Raw genomic sequence first — 24,182 nt, 5'->3', positions numbered from 1 at the left:
TGCCGGGCTTCGACTGACCTGCGGCGCAACTCTATTGGGTAGGGGGGACTGAATTGGCTGTGCGGCAGGAATCCGGGAGCGTTGTATCCCCGCCGGTAGGAAGCCGATCCATCGTGTTGACCGCGTGTAGCGCGGTCGCGGCGGCGCAAATGGCGACCACCATCTATCTCCCCGGCATGCCGGCGCTGGGCGCTGACATCGGGGCCAGCGACGCCACGCTCCAGTTGTCGGTGGCGGTCTTCGTGGTGTTCGCCGCGCTGCCGGTGGTCGCCTGGGGACGGGCGGCGGAACGGTTCGGCCGGGTGCCCGCGTTCGTGGCGGCCGGCCTGTGCTTCGTCCTCGCCAGCGCCGGCCTCGCGCTGATCACGAACGCGCCGGAGCTGCTCGGCCTGCGCGTCGTGCAGGCGATCGGTGCCGGCGGCATCGCCGTCGTCGCGCGCATGATGATCAAGGACCTGTTCTCGGGCGCCGAACTCGCGCGCCAACTTTCGCTGTTGTCGATGGCCTTCGTCGTCGCGCTCGGCGGCGGGCAGGTGGTCGGCGGCGTCCTCACCTCGACGGTCGGCTGGCGGTACGGATTCGTCGTGCTGGCCGTGCTCGCCGCGGTACCGGTCGCGCTCGCCCTGCGGATCTCGCTGCCGAAGCCGGAGCCGAAGGCCCCGGCCAAGGGCACGGTGCGCAGGCTGCTCGGCGATCGGGTCTTCGCCGCGAGCGCGGTCGCCGGCGGCATCGGATTCGCCATCATCGTGATGATCCAGCAGAAGTCGGCGTTCATCTTCACCGACCGATTCTCGTTGCAGCCGTGGGTATTCGGCCTCTTCGGCGTCCTGTACGGTGCGGCCTACCTGGCCGGCGCGACCTACGTGCGGCGCACCGTCCGACGCCTCGGCGCGCGCGCCATGATGCGGCAGGGCGCGTGGATCATGCTCGCCGGATGCGCGCTCATCGCCGTCGTCTGGCTCTTCGATTCTCCGCGGGCGATCGCACTGCCGGTCTTTCTCGCCGGTTACATCGCGACCACGTTCGGCCAGGCGACCTTGTTCCCCAACAGTGCCGCGCACGCGGTCAGCCACCTCGTCTCCGGCGCCGCGATCGCGGTCACCTGGTGCGCGCTGATCCAGCAGGGCCTGGCGGGTGTCGCCTCGCTGGTCGGTCCATCCCTGACCGGGCTGATCGCCTGGTCCCTCGTCATCACGCTGCTCGCCGCGGTGAACGTTCTCGTCGTGGCGGCGCCGGAAAGGTCCGGCACTACTTCCTGATCCACCGATAGACGCGCACGCCAACAAAGGAACAAGGGGAATGGTTACCCATCAATTCGCCAATGTCCGTCGGCAGTTGCAATTGAGCAACTCCTTCTGGGACGACAGCGCAGCTCACGGCCTGGTCGATATTGTCGCAACGGACATGCGGGACGGGCACGTGCACGACCGTGACGGCCGCACGATCATCAACTTCTCGTCCTACTCCTATCTCGGCCTGGACAGCGACCCGCGCATCGTCGCGGGTGCGCACCGGGGACTCGACGAGACCGCGACGATCAATTCCTCCATCTCGCGCATGCGAATTCGGCTCGCACTGCTGGAAGAGGCCGAACAACGCCTGTCGCAGACCTTCGGCGCACAGGCCGTCACGGTCTCCTCCTGCGCCGCCGCGGCGTGGGCGACGCTGCCGCTGCTGGCCTCCGGCGAGCTGACCGACGGCCACCCGCCGCTGGTCGTCTTCGACAAGAACGCGCACTTCTGTCTGAACGCGATGAAACCGCTCGTCGCGGACGAAACCGAATTGATCACCATCGCGCACAACGACATCGCCGCGTTGGAAGAACTCTGCCGCAACCATTCGCACGTCGCCTATATCGCCGACGGCGTCTACAGCACGGGCGGGGGAGCGCCCCTGGAGGAGCTGTTCCGCCTTCAGGACGAGTACGGACTGTTCCTCTATTTCGATGAGGCGCACGGCATCTCGACCCTCGGCACCCGGGGCCGCGGATACGTCCTCGGCGCGTACGAAGGCTGGCGCGAGCGGACGCTCGTAATCGCCTCGCTCAACAAGGGTTTCGGCGCCAGCGGCGGCGTCATCTTCTTCGGCGCGCTCGGCGACGACGCCCTGAAGAACACCCTGTTGCGCACCAGCGGCCCGCTGATGTGGTCGCAGCGAATCAACACGGCCGGACTCGGCGCCATCGTCGCGGCCTGCGATCTGCACGACGACGGCACGGTCGACGAACGCCAACAGGCGTTGCAGGAACGGATTCGGCTCTTCGACTCGCTGGTCGACACCGAACTGGCCGGCGACGGCCTGCCCATCCGATTCGTCAGCATCGGCCAGGAGGACACCACCATCGCCGTGGCCAGGGACATGCTCGGCGCGGGCTTCTACACCTCGCCCGTCTTCTTCCCGATCATTCGCCGCGGCAGCGCGGGCTTGCGCCTGATGCTGCGCGCCGACCTGGAGCCCGACACGATTCGCCGATTCGCCGACACCCTGAACGCGAGTCTTGCCGCACATCAGGATCGAGCGGAGCTACCCGCATGACCGTCACCGTCGAACGTAACGTCGGATTCGAAGCGCAACGCAAGCTCTTGCGCGACCACAACGCCGGCATCGTCGCGCCGCGCCGCCGGCCGGGCGACGCCAAACTCCCTGTCCGCGAACGGGTCAACCGCATTCTCGACCCGGGAACCCCGTTCCTGGAGATCGGCAGGCTGGCCGCGCACGAGGTCTACGACACCGACCTGCCCGCCGCCGCGCTCATCGTCGGGATCGGCAGCATCCACGGCCGCCCCTGCATGGTGTTCGCCAACGACCCGCACGTCAAAGGCGGAACCTACTATCCGCTCACCATCAAGAAGCAGTTGCGCGGGCAGAAATTGGCCCGCGAGTACCGCCTGCCGTGCGTGTACCTCGCCGACTCGGGCGGCATCTATCTCCCCTTGCAGGAAGAGATCTTCCCCGATGAAGAACATCTGGGAAAGATGTTCCGCAACATCGCGGAGATGTCCGCGCTCGGCCTGCCGCAGATTTCCGCCGTGCTCGGAATCTGTACTGCGGGAGGCGCTTACATCCCCGCGATGAGCGACGAGACCGTCATGGTGAAGGACCTCAGCACGGTCTTCCTCGGCGGCCCGCAATTGGTGGAGGCCGCCACCGGCATCAAGGTCGACGCGCAAACGCTCGGCGGCACCGACCTGCACGTGCGCGAGACCGCCGTCGCGGACCACCTGGCCATGAACGAGGTCGAAGCGCTGGCCATGGTGCGCGATATCGTCGCGCGCACGCCGGGCGATCAGGTCCGGCCACCGGCCTTCGCGGCGCTAGAGCCGGCCGACGATCCGGCGCGGCTGCCGGAACTGATTCCGGCCACCACGAAGAAGGAGATGAACGTCCGCGCGATCCTGCGCTGCGTCGTCGACGCCACCTCGTGGACGGAATACCGCAAGGACTACGGCATCACCATGGTGTGCGCGACCGCGCGGATCGCCGGATACGAGGTGGGGATCGTCGCGAATCAGGGCGTGATCTTCCCTGACAGCGCGCTCAAGGCGACCAACTTCATCCAGATCTGCAATCAACGCCGCATCCCATTGCTGTTCGTGCACAACGTGAGTGGCTTCATGGTCGGCGAGCAGTATGAGCGCGCGGGCATCACCAAGCACGGCGCGAAGATGGTCAACGCCGTCTCCTGCGCGACGGTGCCCAAGATCTCGCTGGTGATCGGCGGCAGCTTCGGTGCGGCCAACTTCGCGATGTCCGGTCGCTCGATGGGCGGGCAGTTCATGGCCATGTGGCCGAACGCTCGCTCCACCGGCGTCGGCGGCGAGCAGGCGGCCGCGGTGATGGCAATTCTCAAGCGCGACAAGCTCCGTCGCGAGGGCAAGGAGCTGAGCGCGGAGGCGGAAGCGGCGATCAAACAGCCGATCATCGACAGTTTCGAACGCCAGTCGCACCCGGCGTACATCGCCGCACGGATGTGGGTCGACGCGGTCGTCGAGCCCGAGGACACGCGCGACTGGCTCGCCCAGTGCCTGTCCCTCGCGCATGAACGCTGGGATCGGCCGCAGCCGGCCGCCGGCACCTTCGGGGTGTTCCGGCTGTGATCACCACGCTGCTCATCGCGAACCGGGGTGAGGTCGCGGCCCGCATCGCGCGTACCTGCCGCCGCCTCGGCATCGACTACGTCACCGTGAGTGTCGACGAGGATCGCGACCTGACCTATCACGACGGCGCGGTCACCACCGTGCGACTACCCGCCACCGGCAGCCACCTCGACGCCGCCGCTTTGGTCCGCGTCGCCATCGAAACAGGCTGTGACGCAGTACATCCCGGTTACGGGTTCCTCTCCGAGAACGCCGACTTCGCCCGCGCCGTCAGATCCGCCGGACTGGTGTTCGTCGGACCGAGTTCCCGGGTGATCGAGACCATGGCGGACAAGGCCTCCGCGCTCACCGTGATGGCCGATGCGGGCGTCCCGGTGCTGCCCGGCACCCGGCAGGCGAGCGGCGACCTCGACGCCCTGGCCCGCGCGGCCGAGGACATCGGCTACCCGCTCATCGTCAAACCGGCCGGTGGTGGCGGTGGCAAGGGCATGTCGGTGGTGCGTTCCCGGGCCGAGCTGCGCGAGTCGCTCGCCTCGGCCACCCGCACCGCGACGGCGGCCTTCGCCGACGGCCGCCTGCACCTGGAACGGTACGTCGAGCACGCGCGACACATCGAAGTACAGGTCTTCGGCGACGAATTCGGCAGTGTCGTACACCTTTTCGACCGGGACTGCTCATTGCAGCGACGGCACCAGAAGGTGATCGAAGAAGCGCCCGCGCCGCGGATCCCGGACGCCATCCGCGCCGAGATATTCGATGCCACGGTGCGCGGTGCCCAGGCGCTGAACTACGTCGGCGCAGGCACCTTCGAGTTCCTGCTGGTCGGCGAGGAGTTCTTCTTCATCGAGATGAACACGCGCCTACAGGTCGAGCACACGGTCACCGAGGAGATCACCGGCATCGACCTGGTGGACTGGCAGTTGCGCGTCGCCTCGGGCGAGCCGCTGCCCGCTACCCAGGAGGAGATCGCCTACTCGGGCGCCTCGGTTCAGGTCCGGATGTATGCCGAGGACCCGTTCCGGGCCTTCCTACCGTGCCCGGGCCCGCTCGAGGTGACGCACTGGCCGGACGTTCGGGTCGAGCGCGCCTTCGATCGGCACCTGACCGTCACCGGCGGATTCGACCCGATGATCGCCAAGCTCATCGCCACCGCCGCCACCCGCGACGAGGCGCTCGCCGCCGCCCGGCAGGCTTGCACGGATCTGCGCTGGATCGGCATCTCCACGAACCTGGGATTCGTCGCCCACGTGCTCGGTTCGCCGATCCTGGCTGCTGTCGACCACGACACCGCCTACCTGGACCGCATCGACCCGACCGCCGAGTTCGGGGATCCAGATCTGTTGGGCGCCTTCGCCGTTGCCGCCGCATTGACCGCACCCGATCGCGCGACACCGTGGTCGGTCGGCGCACCGACCGGCGACCGCGCGTTGCTGGATCCCGCCGATCATGATCTCGGCAGCATCGACCTGACGGTCGACGGGCGGCCGTTCACCGTCCGGGTCAACGGCTACGACGGCGATGCGGTGCGGGTGCGCGCGGACACCGCCGACCACGGTGTCGTGTGCGTGCGAACCAGCGGCGAAACGATTTCGGTCGGCTCGGCCCCGTGTGTGGTCCGGCGTGCCGGAGAGGCGTGGGCCATCCAGGTCGCAGGCGTGTCGCGCGAAGTCCGCTACGCCGAGTACCGCTCGTTCGGCGCCACCGCGGCCGACCCCGAGATCCGTTCGCCGATGCCGGGCACCGTCGTCCGGCTGCACGTCGAATCCGGCGTGCAGGTCGAGAAGGGCCAGCTGCTCGGCGTGGTCGAGGCCATGAAGATGGAGCACGAGCTGACCGCGACCCATCCCGGAATCGTCACCGTGACCGCGGCGGAAGGCGCGGTCGTCACCACCGATCAACCACTGTTTCTCATCGAAGATAGGAGCGCCGCACTGTGATGCGGACTCGACGACTGGCCACAGCTCTCCTGCTGGCCACGGCCCTGCTGGCGACCGCGTGCGGTGGCTCCGACACCACGGCGGGCACCTCGGCGCAACCGAAGAGCGGCGGCTCACTGACCTGGGGTGTGGAGACCGAGCCGACCACGCTCAACCCGCACCTCAACGGGCAGAGCAACACCCGGATGATGTTGCGCAACACCTACGAAACGCTGCTGGCCCGCACCCAGGACGGCGGCTACGTCCCCTGGCTGGCCACCGGCCACGAGGTGTCGCCCGACGGTCTGACCTACACCTTCACGCTGCGCGACGGGGTGAAGTTCACCGACGGCAACCCGCTGACCGCGGCCGCGGTCGCCCGCAACTTCACCACCATGCAGGACGTGGCCTATTCCGGCGGGTTCTCCTCCGGGCCGCTGTCCAACCTCGGCGGGGTGAGCGCGCGTGACGACCGAACAGTGGTCTTCACCTTGAAGAACCCGTACGCGCCGTTCCTCGACTTCGCCTCCGGCTTCGACATCATCTCGCCGGCCGCGTTCGACAAGCCGCAGCTCAAAGCCGGCGGTCCCGAGATCGCGGGCACCGGTCCGTTCATCCTCGACCGCTACGTCAAGGGTCAGGAACTGCACTTCAAGAAGAACCCGGACTACAACTGGGCGCCGCAGAACGCCGCCCATCAGGGACCGGCCTACCTCGACGAGCTGACCTACCGGTTCCTGCCCGAGTCCTCGGTGCGCACCGGTGCACTCACCTCCGGTCAGGTCGACCTCATCGAGGGCGTGTCCGGTAACGACGCGTCGCTGTTCGAGGGCGATTCCGACTACACCTACCAGCGTTCGCTGAACAACGGCAGCCCGTACACGCTCTACTGGAACGCCACCTTCGGTCCCGCCGCGGACGAGAAAGTCCGTAAGGCACTGAACAATTCGGTCGACGTCGACGCGGTGCTGAAGTCGATCTATCGCGGGCAGCGCACGCGCGGCTGGGGCATCGCCTCCAGTGTCGACGCGCTGTTCTACGACAAGAGCATCGAGGGCGCCTACGGCCCGAACAAGGATGCCGCCAACCGGCTGCTCGACGAAGCGGGCTGGACGGCAAAGGATTCCGACGGATTCCGGACCAAGGGCGGCCAGCGCCTGACCATCGAACTGGTCCAGGCCCAGTCCACCGTCCGCGATCAGCGCGAGGTGCTGTTGCAGGCGGTCCAGGCGCAGGCCAAGCAGAACGCGGGCATCGATCTGAAGGTCTCCTACGTCGATCTCGGCACCTACGCCGAACTGCGCAAGAACAACACCTTCGGTTCGATCGCCAACTCCGACACCCTCACCGGCGGCATCGATATCGAAAACCATTGGTACCCATCGGCGTCGAAGGGCACGCTCAACTACAGCCGGGCCGGTGATCCCGAACTGTCCGGCTGGCTCCAGGCCGCCGCCGCGACGATCGACACCGGTGAGCGCGCCAAGCAGTACGCGCAGTTGCAGCGATTCGCGCTGGTGGACAAGGCCTATGGGCTGCCGCTCTACATTCCGGAGAATCAGATCGCGGCCGCCGCGCACGTGCACGGCGCGGGTTTCCGCCCCTACAAGCAACTTCCGGAGAACTCCTACGACATCTGGATCGATCGTGGGTGACGCGGTGCGCGGCGAACCGGTGTGCTGTCGATGACCCTCGAGATCACCGCCGCGCCGGCGGTGGAAGTCGCCGACGACAGCACGCCCGATGCGCGGGTTCGGATCGCGAAACGAGTACTGCTGCGGTTGGTTTCGGGTGTCGGCGTGCTGTGGGGCGCGGCCACCCTGTCCTTCATCGGCGTGCGGCTCGCGCCGGGCGACACGGTCGACGTGCTGCTCGGCGAACAACCGCGCACGCCGGAGATCGAGGCGGCCATCCGCGCCGAATGGGGGCTCGACAGTCCCGCGATCGTGCAATACGCCAGGTATCTGTGGAACGTGGCGCACGGCGACTTCGGGCGCTCCTACGTTCTGCAACGGCCGGTGTCGGAGGTGATCGGCTCGCAGGCCGGGCCGACGCTGGCGCTCACCGGGGCCGCGCTGCTGGTGGCGGTGGTGTTCGCGGTGGTCGTCGCGACCACCACCGCGCGGCGGCGCCGAGCCCGCGCCGTCGCGAATGCGGTTGAGCTGGCGTTGATCTCGACGCCCGCGTTCTGGCTCGGCATCGTGCTGCTGTCGGTGTTCAGCTTTCAGTTGAAGATATTTCCGGTGGCCGCGAACAAGGGCCTGTCGGCTCTGGTGCTGCCCGCGTTCGCGCTCGGCCTGTCGCTCGGCGCGGTCATCTCCCAGGTGCTGCGCGACGGGCTGGAGCGGGCGCTCGACGAGCCGTTCGCGGTGACCGTGCGCTCGTGGTCGGTGAGCGAGACCGAGCTGCGCCTGCGGCACGGACTGCGCCACGCCGCGCTGCCCGCGGTGACCCTGACCGGCTGGCTGGTCGGCGGGTTGCTGGGCGGGGCGGTGATCATCGAAGAGGTGTTCGGCAGGCCGGGTCTCGGCCGGGTGACCGTCGATGCCGTACTGGCACAGGATCTTCCGGTGGTGCTCGCGGTCGCGATCCTGTCCGCGTTGGTCTACGTGGTGATCAGCACCCTGGTCGATCTGCTGTATCTGTGGCTCGATCCGCGACTGCGCCGGGATTCCAGAGGGGGAGAGGGACGATGACGACTGTCGGTGTGCCGCGCGCGGCCGTCGATCGAATCACCACGCGGGCAAGGAATTTCGGAGTGCCGCCCGGTGTCGCCATAGCAGGGTTGACGGTGATCCTGGTTGCCATTGCGGTGATCGCACCCGCCGTGCTGGCCGGCGACGATCCGCTGGCCGCGGATCCCCTTGCCGCACAGCTCTCGCCGAGCGCGCAACACTGGTTCGGCACCGATCATCTCGGTCGCGATGTCTTCACCCGGGTGGTCCACGGGGCGCGTTACTCGCTGCTCATCGGGGTCACGGCCGTCGCGATCGCGGTGGTGGTCGGCACCGCGCTCGGCCTGCTGTCCGGATTGGCCCGCGGGCTGCTCGACGAGCTGATCACGCGCTTTCTCGACGTGGTCTCCGCCTTCCCCGATCTGCTGCTCGCGCTGGTGCTGATCTCGTTCACCGGGCCCGGAACCACGAACCTGATCTTCGCCCTCGGCATCGCCTCCATTCCCCGGTTCGCCCGGGTGGTGCGCGCGCAGACCCTCGTCGTACAGGAATCCGGGTACGTCGAACAGGCCCGCACCTTCGGCCTCACCCGGGCCACGCTGGTCCGTCGGCATGTCTTGCCGCACGCGGTCGCCCAAGTGCCGATCCTCGCGACCATCGGCCTCGGCACCGCCATCCTCGGCGCGGCCGGGCTGAGCTTCCTGGGGATGGGACCCCAACCGCCCGAACCAGAATGGGGCGCCATGCTCGCCGAAGGGCGCAACTATCTGCGCAACGCCTGGTGGATCGCGGTACTGCCCGGTGTAGCGGTCACCGCCACCGTCATCGCCGTGAGTTCGCTCGGACGGCATTGGCAACGGCACTATGACGGGAGGCCATCATGAGCCTGGTCTCGATCACCAACCTGCGCATCGGGTTTCCGGCGAAAGCGGGCAGCCACGAGGTGGTGCACGGCATCGATCTGCGGATCGAGCCGGGCGAAGTCGTCGCGCTCGTCGGCGAATCCGGTTCCGGAAAGTCGGTGACCGCGCGCGCTCTGCTCGGTCTGTCCGGACCCGGTGCCGTAGTCCGCGCGGACAGTCTCGAGCTGTTCGGGCAGAACGCGCGGGCGTATCGCGAGCGGCAGTGGCGGCGGATACGCGGCTCCGACATCGGGTTCGTCCTCCAAGACGCGCTCGTGTCGCTCGATCCGCTGTGCACGATCGGCGCGACTCTGGCGGAAGCCCAACGCGCATTGACCGACCTGCGGGGGGCGGCGCTCACCGCGCGCAGCGTGCGGCTGCTCACCGATGTCGGTGTCCCCGAACCCGAACGGCGGTTGCGCCAGTACCCCCATGAACTCTCCGGCGGACTGCGCCAGCGGGTGCTGATCGCGACGGCGATCGCGGGCGACCCGCGCTTGATCATCGCCGACGAACCGACCACCGCCCTCGATGTCACTGTGCAGCAACAGATTCTGGAGTTGCTGCGGCAGCGCAAAGCCGCGGGCAACGCGCTCCTGCTGATCAGCCACGATCTTGCGGTGGTCGCGGAACTGGCCGATCGAGTGCTGGTCATGAAGGACGGAACAGTCGTCGAGCAGGGGAGTACGCGCGACGTCCTGACCCGTCCGACGCACCTCTACACGAAACGCTTGCTCGCCGCCGTCCCCTCCGCCGACTCCCGCGGCACCACCCTGTCCATCCCCGACGATCCGTCCGCCGACCTCGACGTCCACGACCGCAAGCCACTGCCGCCGCGCACCGTGGACGAAACCCGAATCGTGTTGTCCGTGCAGGATCTTCGCAAAACCTACGGCACCGGACCGGCCGCCCGCACCGTGGTCGACAACGTCAACTTCGACCTGTTCGCCGGCGAAACCCTCGGCATCGTCGGCGAATCGGGTTCCGGCAAAACAACGACCGCACGCCTCGCATTACGCCTCATCGCGCCGACCGCCGGCCGCGTAGTCGTCGACGGCGAACCATGGAGCGAATACTCCGAAAAAGAACTACGCCGCCACCGCGGCACCGCCCAACTGATCGCTCAAGACCCACTCAGCTCCTTCGACCCCCGCTACACCGTCGAACGCATCATCGGCGAAAGCCTTGACACAGTTGGCATCCGAGGCCGCGCCCGAGCAACCCGCGTACGCGAAGTCCTCGACGCCGTCCAACTGAGCCGCACCTTCCTCGACCGCCACCCCCGAACCCTCTCCGGCGGCCAACGCCAGCGCGTAGCCATCGCCCGCGCCATCGCCCCCCGCCCCGCCCTGATCGTCGCCGACGAACCGGTATCCGCCCTGGACGTCTCGGTCCAAGCCCAAATCCTCGACCTACTAGCCGTCCTCCAAGCCCACTCCGGCACCGCCCTCCTACTCATCTCCCACGACCTCGGCGTAGTCCACCACGCCGCAGACCGAGTAGTAGTCATGCGCGGCGGCCACATAGTCGAATCCGGCGACGTAGACACAATATTCACCACCCCCCAACACGACTACACCCGCCGGCTCGTGGCGTCAGTTCCTCAACTACCCGGAGCGGAGCCTGCGTCTTCGCGCCATGGAAGTTGACAGACCGAACAGCACCAGAGAGGGTGGTCGCGTCCGCCTGAACGGCGACTGACTTGGGGGTTGATGTGATTCTGGGTATCTCGATGCTGCCTGCATCGCGAGTGACTGTCCGCCGCCGCTCGGCTTCGAAGAGTGTGGTCGCTATCTCCGCCGTGCTCGCCGTATCCGCCTGTGGGTCAGGCGAATTCGTAACACCAACGGCGGCGCCTAGCTCCCAAGCGGCTGTAACAACAACCACCACCGCCGGAGCGTGCACGAACGGCCCATCGTCTCCTGCACAGAACGCGGACGAGAAATACCTGACGGCGAAAATCGCGAAGTTGCAATTTCCGGCAGGAACCTGCTTCTTCATGGTGGACACCGTCGATATGCGCGACCAGCCGGGAATGATCTCGGTGACCATTGATCTCGATGCAGCGGCATCGACGAGTCCGAACGACTTACGCCCGGCCGCCACCGATGTCGCCCATCTACTCAAGAACACCGAGATCGGATCACGAACAGCGGTGCTGGACATCACCAACCAGGGCGCGGCGAAGCCGAAGTACCGGACGCTGCTGACCGACGAAAACTTCCAAGACCACCCCTGGGACGGCAAATCCTCCACCGAGTCGGCCATCTGGAAGATAGTGGACCCGAACTGACAGGTTCGCCTCTCCACGGCGACGGCGTCGATAGCACCGCCCACCGGCGGCGAACGGCAAACCACCCATGAATTAGGGTAGGCAAACCGTATAGTCTGCTATCGAAGGTGACCGACACAGATGGACCGCGCCCGCACCAGGACGCTCCCGCTCGCCATGGGGCTGGTGCTGCTACTCGCAGTGCTCGCATTCGCGATGATGCTGAGCATCGCCGTCGGCTCGCGCGCATTGGCCTTCCCGACCGTGGTCGACGCGCTGCTCCACTACAACCCCGCAGACGTCGACCACGCCGTCGTGCGCGATCTGCGATTGCCGCGCACGATAATCGGCGTGCTGGTCGGCGTCGCGCTGGGCTTGGCCGGCTCGATCATCCAGGGCGCGACGCGAAACCCGCTCGCCGATCCCGGCCTGCTCGGCGTCAACGCGGGCGCGGCCTTGTTCGTCGTGCTCGGGATCAGTGTGCTCGGCCTGAGCTCGGTGACCAGTTATGTGTGGTTCGGCTTCGCCGGTGCCGCGGTCGCGGGCGGCGTCGTGTACCTGGTCAGCTCGCTCGGCCGTGACGGCGCCACCCCGATGAAGCTCGCGCTGGCCGGAGCCGCGGTGACCGCTGCGTTGCAGTCCGTGACCAGCGGGTTGTTGCTCACCGACACCACTACTTTCGATCAGTACCGCTTCTGGCAGGTGGGTTCGCTCGCCGAGCGTGACCTGCCGACCGTTGGTCAGGCGCTGCCGTTCCTCGCGGTCGGCGTCCTGCTCGCGATGATGTCGGCGCGCATGTTGAACGCACTGGCCCTCGGCCCGGACGTGGCTCGCGCGCTGGGCCAGAACGTGCCGCTGGCCCGCGGGGTCGCCGCGCTCGCGGTGGTCATCCTGTGCGGCGCGGCCACGGCCATCGCCGGACCCATCGCCTTCGTCGGCCTGATGATCCCGCACGCGGCCCGGCTGATCACCGGCCCCGATCACCGTTGGCTGCTGCCGTACGCGGCGGTGCTCGCCTCGATCCTGCTGCTGGTCGCGGACGTGGTCGGCCGGGTGATCGCCCGGCCCGCCGAGGTGCAGGTCGGTGTCGTGACCGCCGTCATCGGCGGCCCGCTGCTCGTCGTGCTCGTGCGCCGCCGCAAGCTGGTGGAGGCATGACCGCCGTCGACGCGGCCGCGCTGGCCGCCGTCGCGCACGCCCGACGCAGCGGTAGCACTCGTGCCCGGCTGGTGACGCTCGCCTTGTTCCTGACGCTGCTGGTGGTGTTCGCGCTGACACTCACCGTCGGCTCGTATTCGGTTCCGCTGAACGAGATTCCGGGCATTCTCTTCGGCGGCGGCACCGGCCAGGACGCGTTCGTGATCAGGCAGCTGCGGTTGCCGCGCGCCGTCGCGGCCATGCTGGTCGGCATCGCATTCGGCCTCGGCGGCACGCTGTTTCAGCGATTGCTCCGAAATCCGCTGGCCAGTCCGGATGTGATCGGGGTGTCCCAGGGCGCGAGCGCGGCCGCGGTCGCCGCACTGGTCGTCTTCGGAATATCCGGCACGGCGTTGTCGCTGGCCGCGTTCGCCGGCGCGGTCGGCACGGGCGCGGTGATCTACGGCCTCGCGCACCGCGGCGGGGTGAACGGTTTTCGCCTCGTCCTGGTCGGCGTCGGTGTCGGCGCGGTACTGACCAGCGTCGTCTCGTACCTCATGACCTGGGCCGACGTCGCGCTCGCCCAGCAGGCGCTGGTCTGGATGATCGGCAACCTCAACGGCCGGAGCTGGCACCACGTGGTGCCGCTGGCGATCGCACTCGCGGTGCTGATCCCCGCGGCCGCCCTGCTCGCCCCCGCGCTCAACGGATTGCAGCTCGGCGACGACGTCGCGGCCGGCCTCGGCCTGCGGGTGGAGTACTCGCGGCTGCTGTTGCTGCTGATCGCCACCGCCAGTGTGGCTTTCGCGACGGCGGTGGCCGGTCCCATCGCGTTCGTCGCCTTCGTCGCGAACCCGATCGCCACCCGGCTGACCGGCGGCGGCCGCACCGCCTTGGTGCCGGCCGCGCTCACCGGCGCGCTGGTCACGCTCACCGCCGATTTCGTCGCCCAGCATCTGCTCGGCACCGCACTGCCGGTCGGCGTGGTGACCGGCGCGGTCGGCGCACCGTATCTGCTGTGGCTGCTCGCCGCGGCCAACCGCGCCGGACGAGTCTGACAGGGGCTGTGCGTGTCTGAAAGGAAAAGCGTGACAACAACTTTGCGCACCGAGAACCTGCGGCTCGGCTATGGACCGGTGACGATCGTGAACGACCTCACCGTGCGCATCCCCGAGGGCGAAGTGACGATGATCGTCGGCACCAACGCGTGCGGGAAATCGACCCTGCTGCGCGGATTGGCCCGGCTGCTCGCACCCACCCACGGCTCGGTCTATCTGGGCGACGAGCAGATCTCCGCGTTGCGCAGCAAGGACGTCGCGCGGGTGCTCGGCCTGCTGCCGCAGTCCCCGGTCGCGCCCGAGGGCATCACGGTCGCGGATCTGGTCGGTCGCGGCCGTTACCCGCATCAGGGCATGTTCCGCCGCTGGACACCCGAGGACGACGCCGCCGTGGCGCGCGCATTGCAAGTCACCGACACCGTCGAATTGGCGTCGCGCTCGGTCGACGAACTCTCCGGCGGCCAGCGCCAGCGGGTGTGGATCGCCATGGCGCTCGCCCAGCGGACCCCGATCATGCTGCTCGACGAGCCGACCACCTTCCTCGACATCGCCCACCAGGTAGAGGTGCTCGACCTGCTCGCGGACCTCAACAAGGTGGACGGCACCACGGTGGTGATCGTGATGCACGACCTCAATCTCGCTGCCCGCTACGGCGATCACCTCATCGCCATGAAGGGCGGCGACATCGCCCGCGAGGGCACACCGTCGGACATCCTCACCGCGGAATTGGTCGAGGACGTCTTCGGCCTGCCGTCCCAGATCATCCCGGACCCCGTGTCCGGCACTCCGATGGTCGTTCCGATCGGACGACATCGCACCGGCCGGGCCGCCGTGCCCGCCACCCGGTCCTAGGAAAGGAATCACACAATGGTCCGATGGACGAAAGCGGTGGTCGCCGTTGCCGCCGCCGCACTGCTCGCCGCATGCGGGTCCGATCCCGCCACCACCCCCACGAGCGCGGGCGACACCGGTCACGGCGACAAGAATGTCGCTACCGGTGGCGCGATGTTCGCCACCGCCGATACCGAGACCGCCAAACTCAAGGCCGACGTCGGGCCAGGGGTGTTCCCGCGCACGATCACCCAGGCCATGGGACAGACCCGGATCGAGAAAAAGCCCACGCGGGTAGTCGTTCTCGACTCCGGCGAGCTGGACGACGTTCTCGCACTGGGGTTTACGCCGGTCGGCATGGCCACCACCGCCGGCCAGCAGGGTGTGCCCTCCTATCTGGCCGATCGGGTGCAGAACATCGCGACGGTCGGTCCGACCAACACCCTCGACCTCGAGAAGATCGCCGCCCTGAATCCAGACCTGATCCTGGGCAGCAAGTTACGCGTCGACGACCTGTACCCGCAGCTGTCCGCCATCGCGCCGACCGTGTTCTCCATCCGCCCCGGCTTCCCGTGGAAAGAGAACTTCCTGCTGGTCGGCGCCGCGCTCGGCGCGGAAGAGCAAGCCACCAAGCTGCTCAACGACTATCAGACCAAGGCCAATCAGGTGAAGGCCAAACTGCCTGGCGCACCGACGATTTCGCTCGTCCGCTTCATGAGCGGCAACATCCGCCTGTACGGCAACAAGTCCTTCATCGGCGTCATCCTCACCGACGTCGGCCTGCCGCGCCCGGCGAATCAGAACGTCAACGAACTCGCGGTAGAGGTCTCGAAGGAGAACATCGACCAGGCCGCCGCCGACTGGATCTTCTACTCCAGCTACGGCGCCGAGGTCTCCCCGGACCAGAAAGCCGTGACCGCCGGCCCGATCTGGCGCAACTCCAGCGCGGTCAAGGCCGGCCACGCCATCGCGGTCGACGACGAGGTCTGGTTCCTCGGCCTCGGCCCGATCGGCGCGATGCGCGTCCTCGACGACCTCGGCAAGTTCCTCGCCTGAGGCGCTGACCGATCACACCAAACGCAGTGCCGGGGTGGCCGAACGCAGTGCGGGGATGACCGAACGCCCGAGTTCGGCAAGGGCCCGAAGGGGATTGGGGCCGAGCGGCGGACCGAAGGAAATGTGCCGGGCGCCGAGCCGGTGCAGCTGGAGGCAACCCTCGATCACCTCTTCGGCCGACCCGACGACGGCCAAACCCCGCATGCGGTCATCTACAAACTGCGCGGCTCGTCCGAGATCCCCTGCGCGAGCGTATCTTTCGGCTGCCTCGAAGTCGGAGGGTTGCAGACCCGCCGCGGCCGGGTGATCCGGGGAGACGGATACCCAGATGCACGCCGGCAGATCGAATTCCACGTCCGCGCGGCCTGCCTCGTGCAGACCCGCGCGGACGTCGTCACTGATCTGGCCGAACAGCTCCGGACGAGGCAGCAGGGGGAGCACGCCGTCGGCGACCTGACCGGCCAGCCGCCGCATCTGCGGTCCCGTCGCGCCGACGTACACCGGCACCGGGCTGGTCAGCGGGAAGCGCAGCCGGCTCGACTCGTCCCACCAGTCCGGTAGCTCGTCTTCGGCGATGTCGGAGTGCCCGAGCAGGGCGCGCAGGGCGGTCACCGATTGCCGCACCGTCGTCATCGGCCGGCGTCGTGGCAAACCGGCCCAGCCGAGGAAGTCGGTCGCCCCGGCGCCGACGCCGAGGGCGAACCGGCCGCCGGAGATCTCCTGGGCGGTGGCCGCCGCCATCGCGATCTCGGTGGTGTGCACCGTGTACGGGTTCATGATGCCGATACCGAGCTGGATGCGGTCGGTGCGCGCGGCGAGCGCTCCGATCAGCACCGGAGCGGAGCGCAGCAGCAGGTCGTGCGATATCCAGAGTTGGTCCACGCCTGCCGCTTCGGCGGCCGTGGCCAGCCGCAGGAGTTCCGCGTAGGACAGGTCGTTGTCGAGGCGAATCGATGTCTTCATTGCGCACCTGTGCTTTCCGGAGGTTGTGTGCGGGTTGCCGAGCCGGCGACGGGATCCGGTTTTCGCGCCTGCCGGACGAGGTATGCGGCCCCCGCGCAACCCAGCGCGGCAATGATCAGCGCGCGGAAGAATCCGCTCGCCGACGGGCCCGCCGCGGCCGCGCCCAGCACGGCCACGCCGAGCACGCTGCCGATCTGCCGGGCCATGGTCAGCAGCGCCGCTGCCGCCCCGGCGTGGCCGGCGGCGGCGACGCGGAGCAGGTCCGCGGTCGCCGACGCGATCGCGGCGTCGAGGCCTAGACCGACGAAGAACGAGGCCCCTGCGACCAGCCACAGCGCATGCGACCACACGCCGGCCGCCATGGTGAGCAATGCGCCCGCGATCATCAGCAGGCCGGTCAGCATGGCGGTGCTATTCGACGATCGCCGGGCGATCCAACCGCCGCACCGCGAACCGAACACCGCCCCGGCGGCCTCCACCGTGATCATCACGCTGGTTTGCCAGGGCGAGAACCCCTCGATCCGTTGGAGATATCCGGCCAGCAGAAAGAGCTGCCCGTAGAAACCGAAGTTGACCACGAACGCCACCACCGCGGTGGCGCGCGCCTCCGGATGACGCAGCAGGGACAGTTGCAGCGCGGGGTTGGGGTAGCGACGTTCGACCGCGATGAATGCCGCGGCGAGCAACACGCCGACCGCGATGAGCACCGGCCCCGCTGCCGAGTGCGGTACCGCGCCCGCTTGGATCACTCCCGCCACGAAGGCCGTCAGCGCCGCCAGGAACACGGTCTGGCTCAACAGATTCAGGCGGTTGTGCACGGTCAGGGTCTCGCGCAGGAATCGTCCGGCGAGGATCAGCGTGCCGAGGGCCGAGACCAGGTTTGCCCAGAACAGACTGCGCCAGCCGAAGGCAGCGACGAGCACCCCGCTGAACACCATCCCCGCCACGGCTGCGGTGCTCCCGGCCGTCGCCCAGATGACGATCGCGCGAGCCCGGCGGCGGCCGTCCTGGCAATTGGCTTTGAGCAACGACAGCGACCCGGGCACGATCGCCGCCGCGCCGACGCCCTGCAACACCCGGCCGGCGATGAGCAGTCCCCCCGAGTCTGCGACCGCGCACAGCACCGATCCCATGGCAACCAGCCCGGCCCCGATCTGATACACCCGCCGGGCGCCCCACCGGTCGGCGAGTGCGCCGCCGGTGAGCAGCAATGCCGTGCAAGCCAGGAGGTAGGAGTCGACGATCCACGACGCCAGACCGGGACCGATACCGAGCTGCAACTGCATCTGCGACAAACCCACCGTGACGATGGTGTTGCCGAAGGTGACCAGGGAGAAGCCGAGGCACAGCGCGACCAGTATCCACCTCGACGGTGCCCGCGGCGGGGGCGTGCCGCGCCCGCGCCAGCGAGCGGAGATCACGGTCGAGAGCTCCACCTGCTCGTGACCGGGCGCGACGGTCCGGCGGATCACCTCCACCAGTTCCTGCCGACTGAATGTTGTCATCACGCACTCCATCGCGAAAAGCCGGTGCCACCTGGGTGGACAGCACCCGACCTGGTCTCGGGAGGCACTTGATATGCCGTCATTTGACGGTACATACCGCCGTCTGACGTGCCATAATTTAAGAGTAAGTTAGGGGTAGTCCCGCGGGTCGGCCGCGAAGGTCTTCTGCATCTTTCGCGAGATCCATTCGCCCGCGGTGGTCGCGCCGAAGTGCTGTTGCGCGTCCCCGCCGGCGAAGGAGCCGATCGGGTCGATGGCCGCGTCGTGGTTGGGGAGGTAGAAGAACGGGATCGACAGGCGCGAAGAGCTGCTGCCGCGTTCGGGGTTGATCACTCGATGCATGGTCGAGACCCACCGACCTCCCGTCCACAGCGACATCAGGTCGCCGATATTGACGATGAATCCGCCGGGAATGCTTGGGACATCCCGCCATTCACCGGCACCGTGCCGAACCTGGAGCCCGCCGATATCGGTGTCCTGATAGAGGATGGTCAGGCTGCCCCAATCGGTGTGTTCGCCGCGGCGCAGCTGACCGGGCAGCGGCGCTTCGCGTTGCGGGAAGTAGTAGTTGACGGCCACCGATGAGACATGGCGGTCGAAGATCCCGTCGAAGAAGGTCTCGTCGAGCTCCAACGCCAGCGCGAACAGTCGCATGAGGCCGCCGGCCAACCGCGTCAGTGCCGCCATGTATTCATGCCAGGTGTCCGCGAAGTCCGCCGGCGTGGTCGGCCAAACATTGGCCAACTTCCATGAGGCCCAATGATTTCCGAGCCCCGCACGCTCCTGGTCGCTCAGCTCCCCGGTCACATGTGCCGAAAAGACCTCGCACAGATCAGGCGGCGTCTGCTTGTCCAGACTGTGCGCCGTGGACCCCGCCATCCGCCGAAACCCCGACACCCCGGGCCGATGCGCCACAGTATCTTTCGCCGCATCCGGCAGCGAAAAGAACTCCCGATTCGTCCCACGCATCCGATCGATGAGTCCCGTCGGAACCCCATGCCCGACGACAGTGAAGAACCCCGAACCGGCACAGGCAACCCCGATCGCCTCGGCAACAGCCCGCCGCCCCGCATCGCTGTCCGCACACGAAAGATCGATCACCGGAACAAACCCCTCAACCACCGTCACACCATCCTGCTTGCTCAATGTCGTTGTCCTATCTGGAAATACGGGCAGGTAGGCATCGAGTATCGGAAGCTCGACAACGAACGGCCGTCCAATGGGCAGTCCGCCGAAGATTTACTCCATAACGGGGTGACCACGCGCTGAGAACTTCCGCGGCGGAACCCGCCTGATACGCAGAACGTGCACCTGTGTCGATCGGGCGCTCCAGCGGGCGGGCTGGGTGCGTCTTTCGGCCTGGCAGGAGTCGCCCACTCGGGTCGTTGGTGGACCGATAGATCTTGCTGAGTGCCGGGTCGCAAGCTTTGTGGCGTAACGCCTTTCAATGCAGCGAGAAACGGGAACATCATGACTGTCTGTCTCACCACCTTCCGGAAAGTGGCCTTCGCCATGGTCGCGATCGCGGCGGCGTTCTTCGCCGTCTCGGCGGGTGCGGGCGTCGCGAACGCCAGCGGGGTCTACGCCGAGGTCAAGTTCGCGCCCGGCGCCGACCATGGCACCGTGACCGGCTACCTCAACCGTGGTTACACCGATATCTGGGTGATCGACGCACGCGCCGGCCAGCAGATGACCACCGACCTGATCTCGCACTACACCTCCGCGTCCGGCACCGCCCGCTTCGACATCGCGGCCCCCGACGGCCAGGTGATCTGCCGCGACAACACCTCGAGCCAGATCCGCCTCCCGCAGACGGGCAAGTACCACGTGACGCTCACCTCGCCGGAACACGACGCCTCCTACACGCTGAACGTCCGGATCGTCTGACGAGATCGCCTGGCCCCGAGTCGATTCGAGACACGCCAGCAAATTGCAAGGCGATATCCTTTGTGCCATAAGAAAACTGGGGAGACCGCGCGGCCTGGAGGCGGGCCGAGCGGCTCCCCAGTTGTCGTGTATCGGTTCATGGACATTCGAGTTCAGCGGTTCGAGGTGGAAATAGAAATGGCGGAATCACCGCCGACTCCTCGGCAACAATCGGATAACAGCAACGACGACACGCATGGACCAGGCGGGTCAATGTCACCGATATGTGCATACCGGCCGGGTCGGCGCCCTCCTCCCACCTTTGTGGATTCGACATAAACCTCGACCCATCCGCGACACTCGCGGCGACGAACTAGGAGGAACACTCGACCACTGCCGTCGCGCCGCACGCTGAAAGGAGAACAGTGACACGTCTCAGTTCGATCCGTCCGACTGTCCTATCGTGCCGCTGACGAGACGTTTTCCGAGATTTTCGACCGATCGGAATCGAGTGCGCGAGGAGCAGGTAATCCCCAGTGGTGTAATGGCTTTCGACGTCGGAGGCAGCGACATTCGACTGCCGGTCGGCTCGGCTCGGTGTTGCGGTCCGGCGGATATGGTCAACAGTCCAATTGCCGAATGGGCAACCGGGCATTGCCAGAAGCAATCGCTTGGTGATGCGGACGCGCACCGATCCGCCGAACTTCTGCGCGGAGAGGCCTTTCGACAGACCGGAGTTCGGCCGCAGCTCGGTCGCTCGGATCTGTGCAAGGATGTGCAGCGCGCGGAGCGGTCAGTACTCGCTACCGGGCGTCTTATGCAGGCCTGAAAGTCGTTCGTCCAGTGTAGCTATAGCTGAATTGGGAGGTCGAAGGTCGATGAGTTACGAACAATTATCGGGGCGCCCGTCGACTCTGGCGGACATCTTGGTGAGTCGCGCCGCCGAGCAACCCACGCGCGTCGGCTACACGTTTCTCGACGGCCGCGGCAACCGCGAGGTCGAGGATTATGCGGTCCTGCTGGGCCGCGTGGTCGGCTTGGCGAGCCGGTTGCAGGAAATCAGCGCGCCGGGCGATCGAATCCTGCTGCTCTGCCCACCGGGCCCCGACATGGTGCACGCATTCTTCGCCTGCCTGCTGAGCCGCCGCGTCGCCGTACCCCTGTATGTGCCGACCTCGCAACGACATTCCGAGACCGTGGCGGCGATCGCGCACGACAGCGGTGCAGTGGCCGTCATCGCGCCGCAGTCGGCCGCGGCGGTGGCGCGTGACCTGCTCGGTTGGCCCGACGAGAAGATCATCGACAGCGCGGCCACCGACTGCGGTAGTTCCCGGCGGCCGCTCGACACGCCGCTGCCCTCGGCCGACGACGTAGCCCACCTGCAATACACCTCGGGCTCCACCGGAAGCCCGAAAGGCGTTGTGGTGCGCCACCGCAACCTCATGCACAACCTCGAATGCCAACGTCGCGCCTTCGGACACACCGAGCACAGCTCGGCCGTGCATTGGCTGCCGCCGTCGCACGACATGGGCATGATCCTGGGAATTCTTTCGCCACTATTCGCCGGCTACCCGGTGACGCTCATGTCCCCACTGACCTTCCTGCGTGATCCGCTCATCTGGTTGCGCGCGATTTCGGAGCACACGAATACCACTGCGGGCGGCCCGAATCTGGCCTACGGAATCTGCGCCGAGCGAGTGTCGCGCGCGGATGCCGAGCAGCTGGATCTGTCGCAATGGGACGTCGCGTTCGTCGGCGCCGAACCGGTGAACCCGATCGTCTTGCGAAAATTCGCCGACAAGTTCGACGTGAGCGGATTCCGCCGGGAGAGTTTCTTTCCCGGCTACGGCCTCGCCGAGGCGACGCTGTATGTGAGTGGGGGACCGGTCGGCTCGGGCCTGCGCACGAGTTCGTTTGCGAGCGGCGACCTGGAAAAGGGTCTTGTCGTGGAACAGCCGAACGGCCGGGAATTGGTCGACCTGGGGCGGGTCGGCGCGGGAACCGCGGCGCTGATCGATCCCGAGACACTTCGACGCGCGGATCCGGGCCGGGTCGGCGAAATCTGGCTGTCCGGACCGAGCGTCACTTCGGGTTACTGGAACAAACCCGAGGAGAGCAGGGGGACATTCGCGGCAGAGATCGCCGATGAGGAAGGAACACCCTATCTGCGTACCGGCGATCTCGGATTCATGGTCGACGAGCATCTGTTCGTCTGCGGACGGCTCAAAGAAGTCATGATCATCAACGGGCGAAACCTGTTCCCGCAGGACATCGAGTGGAGTATCGAATCCACGCACCCGAGTCTTCGCCGCGGCGGCTGCGCCGCATTGTCGGCCGAGATAAACGGCGAAGAGCGGTTGATCGTCGTGCAAGAACTCGACGACGAAATCGCGGACGACAGCGTCGCCGCCCTGGAGGCGTCGATCAGATCCGCGGTCAGCCGGGATCACGCCGTAGCACTGCATCGAGTGATCTTCGTGGACAAGGGCAAGGTGCTGAAAACGACCAGCGGCAAGATCCGCCGATCGCACCTACGCCACTTGTACGCCAACGAGTCCGAATCGAGGGCCATATGACCGAGCCGCAGGGCGACGCCGACACCACGGCATTCTTCCTGGAATGGGCGCGACAGCGCCTAGGGCTCGAATCCGTCGACCCCCGAACACCACTCACCGCGCTCGGCCTCGACTCGGTCAAAGCCGCCGAACTGCTGACGATCCTCGAGGATCGATTCGGCCTCGAGGTGTCCGCCGAGGACATCTACGGCGGCATGTGCGTCGCCGATCTGGCCGACGAGGTCGCCAAACACCGCGCACCCGGTGCCCAGGTCGTCGGCTCGCCGGCGCAGTCCTGCCCGGTCGGCGCGGGCCTCGAGTTCAGCCTGTTCTTCTTCGCCAGCGACGCACAGCAAACCGGCGCCCAGCGTTATCGCCTGCTGTTCGACAGCGCCCGCTTCGCCGACACGCACGACTTCACCTCGATCTGGTTGCCGGAGCGGCATTTCCACAAGTTCGGCGGGCTGTACCCGAATCCCGCCGTCCTCGGCGCGGCGCTGGCGGCCATCACCCAGCGGGTGCGGATCCGGGCGGGCAGTGTCGTACTGCCGCTGCACAACCCGGTCCGGGTCGCCGAGGACTGGTCGGTGGTCGACAATCTGTCCGACGGCCGGGTCGATGTCGCCTTCGCCACGGGCTGGAACCCCGACGATTTCGTGCTGGCACAACAGAATTACCGCACTCGGGTCGAGGTCATGCGCGCCGGTATGAGCACGGTTCAGCAGCTGTGGCGGGGTGAGTCGGTCGCGCTGCCGAACGGTGTCGGTGAATCGCGATCGGTGCGCATTTTCCCCACCCCGATCCAGCCGGACCTGGCCGCCTGGGTGACGTGCAGCGGCGGCGTGGAGCGCTTCGAGATGGCCGGAGAGCTCGGCGTTAATGTGCTGACCGCCTTGCTCTTTCAGAGTGTCGACGAACTGGCGGACAAGATCACCGCCTATCGCAAGGCCCGCGCCCGGCACGGCCACGACGCCGACGGCGGAAAGGTCACGGTCATGCTGCACACCTTCGTCGGCGACGACGACGCCGCCGTGCGGCAGACAGTGCAGGGACCGTTCAAGCGCTACCTCGCCGATTCCGTCGATCTGTGGCGCCGTGGCGCGGAGGCCCTCGACGGGTTGGCCGACCGGTCGCGAAACAAGGTGCTGGACTTCGCTTTCGAACGGTACTACCGGACCAACGGGCTGTTCGGCACCCCGGATTCGGCGCTGCCGATGGTCGAAAGCCTGCATCGGGCGGGCGCCGACGAGATCGCCTGCCTCATCGACTTCGGCGTCGCCGAGTCGACCGTGCTCGACGGCCTCGAATCGCTGGCCACCCTCGCGAACAAAGCACGTTCTCTTTGAGCT

20 protein-coding genes are annotated in these 24,182 nt (G+C 67.2%); 17 read left to right on the top strand and 3 right to left on the bottom strand.

All coding sequences use genetic code 11. From position 1 onward, the window contains the following. Positions 1-113: 113 nt before the first annotated feature. From AB0M22_RS38395 to AB0M22_RS38335, 13 genes are all read left to right on the top strand, one after another. Entirely contained in the window at positions 114-1,259 is a 1,146-nt protein-coding gene (locus AB0M22_RS38395) for an MFS transporter (RefSeq protein WP_364737391.1), read from the top strand. A gap of 40 nt (positions 1,260-1,299) precedes the next feature. Then, positions 1,300-2,535: an aminotransferase class I/II-fold pyridoxal phosphate-dependent enzyme gene (locus AB0M22_RS38390; RefSeq protein WP_364737389.1), complete on the top strand. Its 1,236-nt coding sequence runs from the start codon at positions 1,300-1,302 to the stop codon at positions 2,533-2,535. After that, entirely contained in the window at positions 2,532-4,097 is a 1,566-nt protein-coding gene (locus AB0M22_RS38385) for a carboxyl transferase domain-containing protein (protein WP_364737387.1), read from the top strand. Before AB0M22_RS38390 ends, AB0M22_RS38385 begins: the two co-directional genes overlap by 4 nt. Next, entirely contained in the window at positions 4,094-6,034 is a 1,941-nt protein-coding gene (locus AB0M22_RS38380) for a biotin carboxylase N-terminal domain-containing protein (RefSeq protein WP_364737384.1), read from the top strand. Before AB0M22_RS38385 ends, AB0M22_RS38380 begins: the two co-directional genes overlap by 4 nt. After that, positions 6,034-7,668 (top strand): ABC transporter substrate-binding protein, encoded by a 1,635-nt coding sequence (locus tag AB0M22_RS38375; protein ID WP_364737382.1) that lies wholly within the window; start codon positions 6,034-6,036, stop codon positions 7,666-7,668. The genes AB0M22_RS38380 and AB0M22_RS38375 overlap by 1 nt, the downstream gene beginning before the upstream one ends. A gap of 30 nt (positions 7,669-7,698) precedes the next feature. Continuing rightward, positions 7,699-8,709, top strand: coding sequence for an ABC transporter permease (locus AB0M22_RS38370; RefSeq protein ID WP_364737380.1), 1,011 nt, complete (start codon positions 7,699-7,701; stop codon positions 8,707-8,709). Next, complete coding sequence (locus AB0M22_RS38365; RefSeq protein WP_364737378.1) at positions 8,706-9,572, top strand: ABC transporter permease; 867 nt, start codon at positions 8,706-8,708, stop codon at positions 9,570-9,572. Before AB0M22_RS38370 ends, AB0M22_RS38365 begins: the two co-directional genes overlap by 4 nt. Further along, entirely contained in the window at positions 9,569-11,239 is a 1,671-nt protein-coding gene (locus tag AB0M22_RS38360; RefSeq protein WP_364737376.1) for an ABC transporter ATP-binding protein, read from the top strand. The genes AB0M22_RS38365 and AB0M22_RS38360 overlap by 4 nt, the downstream gene beginning before the upstream one ends. 65 nt (positions 11,240-11,304) lie before the next feature. Beyond that, entirely contained in the window at positions 11,305-11,883 is a 579-nt protein-coding gene (locus AB0M22_RS38355; protein WP_364737374.1) for a hypothetical protein, read from the top strand. A 120-nt stretch (positions 11,884-12,003) separates the two neighbouring features. Beyond that, the gene (locus tag AB0M22_RS38350; protein ID WP_364737372.1) at positions 12,004-13,020 is read left to right on the top strand and encodes an iron chelate uptake ABC transporter family permease subunit; all 1,017 of its coding nucleotides are present in this window, start codon (positions 12,004-12,006) and stop codon (positions 13,018-13,020) included. Then, a complete protein-coding gene (locus AB0M22_RS38345) occupies positions 13,017-14,057 on the top strand; it encodes an iron chelate uptake ABC transporter family permease subunit (protein ID WP_364737370.1) in 1,041 nt (346 codons plus the stop codon). Before AB0M22_RS38350 ends, AB0M22_RS38345 begins: the two co-directional genes overlap by 4 nt. Positions 14,058-14,087: 30 nt before the next feature. Beyond that, positions 14,088-14,909: an ABC transporter ATP-binding protein gene (locus tag AB0M22_RS38340; RefSeq protein ID WP_364737368.1), complete on the top strand. Its 822-nt coding sequence runs from the start codon at positions 14,088-14,090 to the stop codon at positions 14,907-14,909. 15 nt (positions 14,910-14,924) lie between these two features. Beyond that, positions 14,925-15,944, top strand: coding sequence for an iron-siderophore ABC transporter substrate-binding protein (locus tag AB0M22_RS38335; protein ID WP_364737366.1), 1,020 nt, complete (start codon positions 14,925-14,927; stop codon positions 15,942-15,944). 12 nt (positions 15,945-15,956) lie between these two features. On the opposite strand, the gene AB0M22_RS38330 is transcribed toward AB0M22_RS38335, so the two are convergent. From AB0M22_RS38330 to AB0M22_RS38320, 3 genes are all read right to left on the bottom strand, one after another. Then, positions 15,957-16,907, bottom strand: coding sequence for an LLM class flavin-dependent oxidoreductase (locus AB0M22_RS38330; protein WP_364737364.1), 951 nt, complete (start codon positions 16,905-16,907; stop codon positions 15,957-15,959). Continuing rightward, positions 16,904-18,412: an MFS transporter gene (locus tag AB0M22_RS38325; RefSeq protein WP_364737362.1), complete on the bottom strand. Its 1,509-nt coding sequence runs from the start codon at positions 18,410-18,412 to the stop codon at positions 16,904-16,906. Before AB0M22_RS38325 ends, AB0M22_RS38330 begins: the two co-directional genes overlap by 4 nt. A gap of 129 nt (positions 18,413-18,541) precedes the next feature. After that, on the bottom strand, positions 18,542-19,513 hold the full coding sequence (locus tag AB0M22_RS38320) for a 2OG-Fe(II) oxygenase family protein (RefSeq protein WP_364737508.1): 972 nt from the start codon (positions 19,511-19,513) through the stop codon (positions 18,542-18,544). Here AB0M22_RS38320 and AB0M22_RS38315 point away from each other — a divergent pair. The 4 genes from AB0M22_RS38315 to AB0M22_RS38300 all read left to right on the top strand — a co-directional run bounded on the left by AB0M22_RS38315 (position 19,409) and on the right by AB0M22_RS38300 (position 24,179). Then, entirely contained in the window at positions 19,409-19,681 is a 273-nt protein-coding gene (locus tag AB0M22_RS38315) for a hypothetical protein (protein WP_364737512.1), read from the top strand. The genes AB0M22_RS38320 and AB0M22_RS38315 overlap by 105 nt on opposite strands. Positions 19,682-19,882: 201 nt before the next feature. Beyond that, complete coding sequence (locus AB0M22_RS38310) at positions 19,883-20,299, top strand: hypothetical protein (protein ID WP_364737360.1); 417 nt, start codon at positions 19,883-19,885, stop codon at positions 20,297-20,299. 857 nt (positions 20,300-21,156) lie between these two features. Next, a complete protein-coding gene (locus AB0M22_RS38305) occupies positions 21,157-22,854 on the top strand; it encodes a fatty acyl-AMP ligase (RefSeq protein ID WP_364737358.1) in 1,698 nt (565 codons plus the stop codon). Further along, positions 22,851-24,179, top strand: a complete 1,329-nt coding sequence (locus AB0M22_RS38300; RefSeq protein WP_364737356.1) for a MupA/Atu3671 family FMN-dependent luciferase-like monooxygenase — start codon at positions 22,851-22,853, stop codon at positions 24,177-24,179. Before AB0M22_RS38305 ends, AB0M22_RS38300 begins: the two co-directional genes overlap by 4 nt. Positions 24,180-24,182: the final 3 nt, after the last annotated feature.

Source organism: Nocardia sp. NPDC051756 (assembly GCF_040681495.1).
GTDB lineage: Bacteria > Actinomycetota > Actinomycetes > Mycobacteriales > Mycobacteriaceae > Nocardia.
This window is presented reverse-complemented; position numbering and strand designations above follow the sequence as displayed.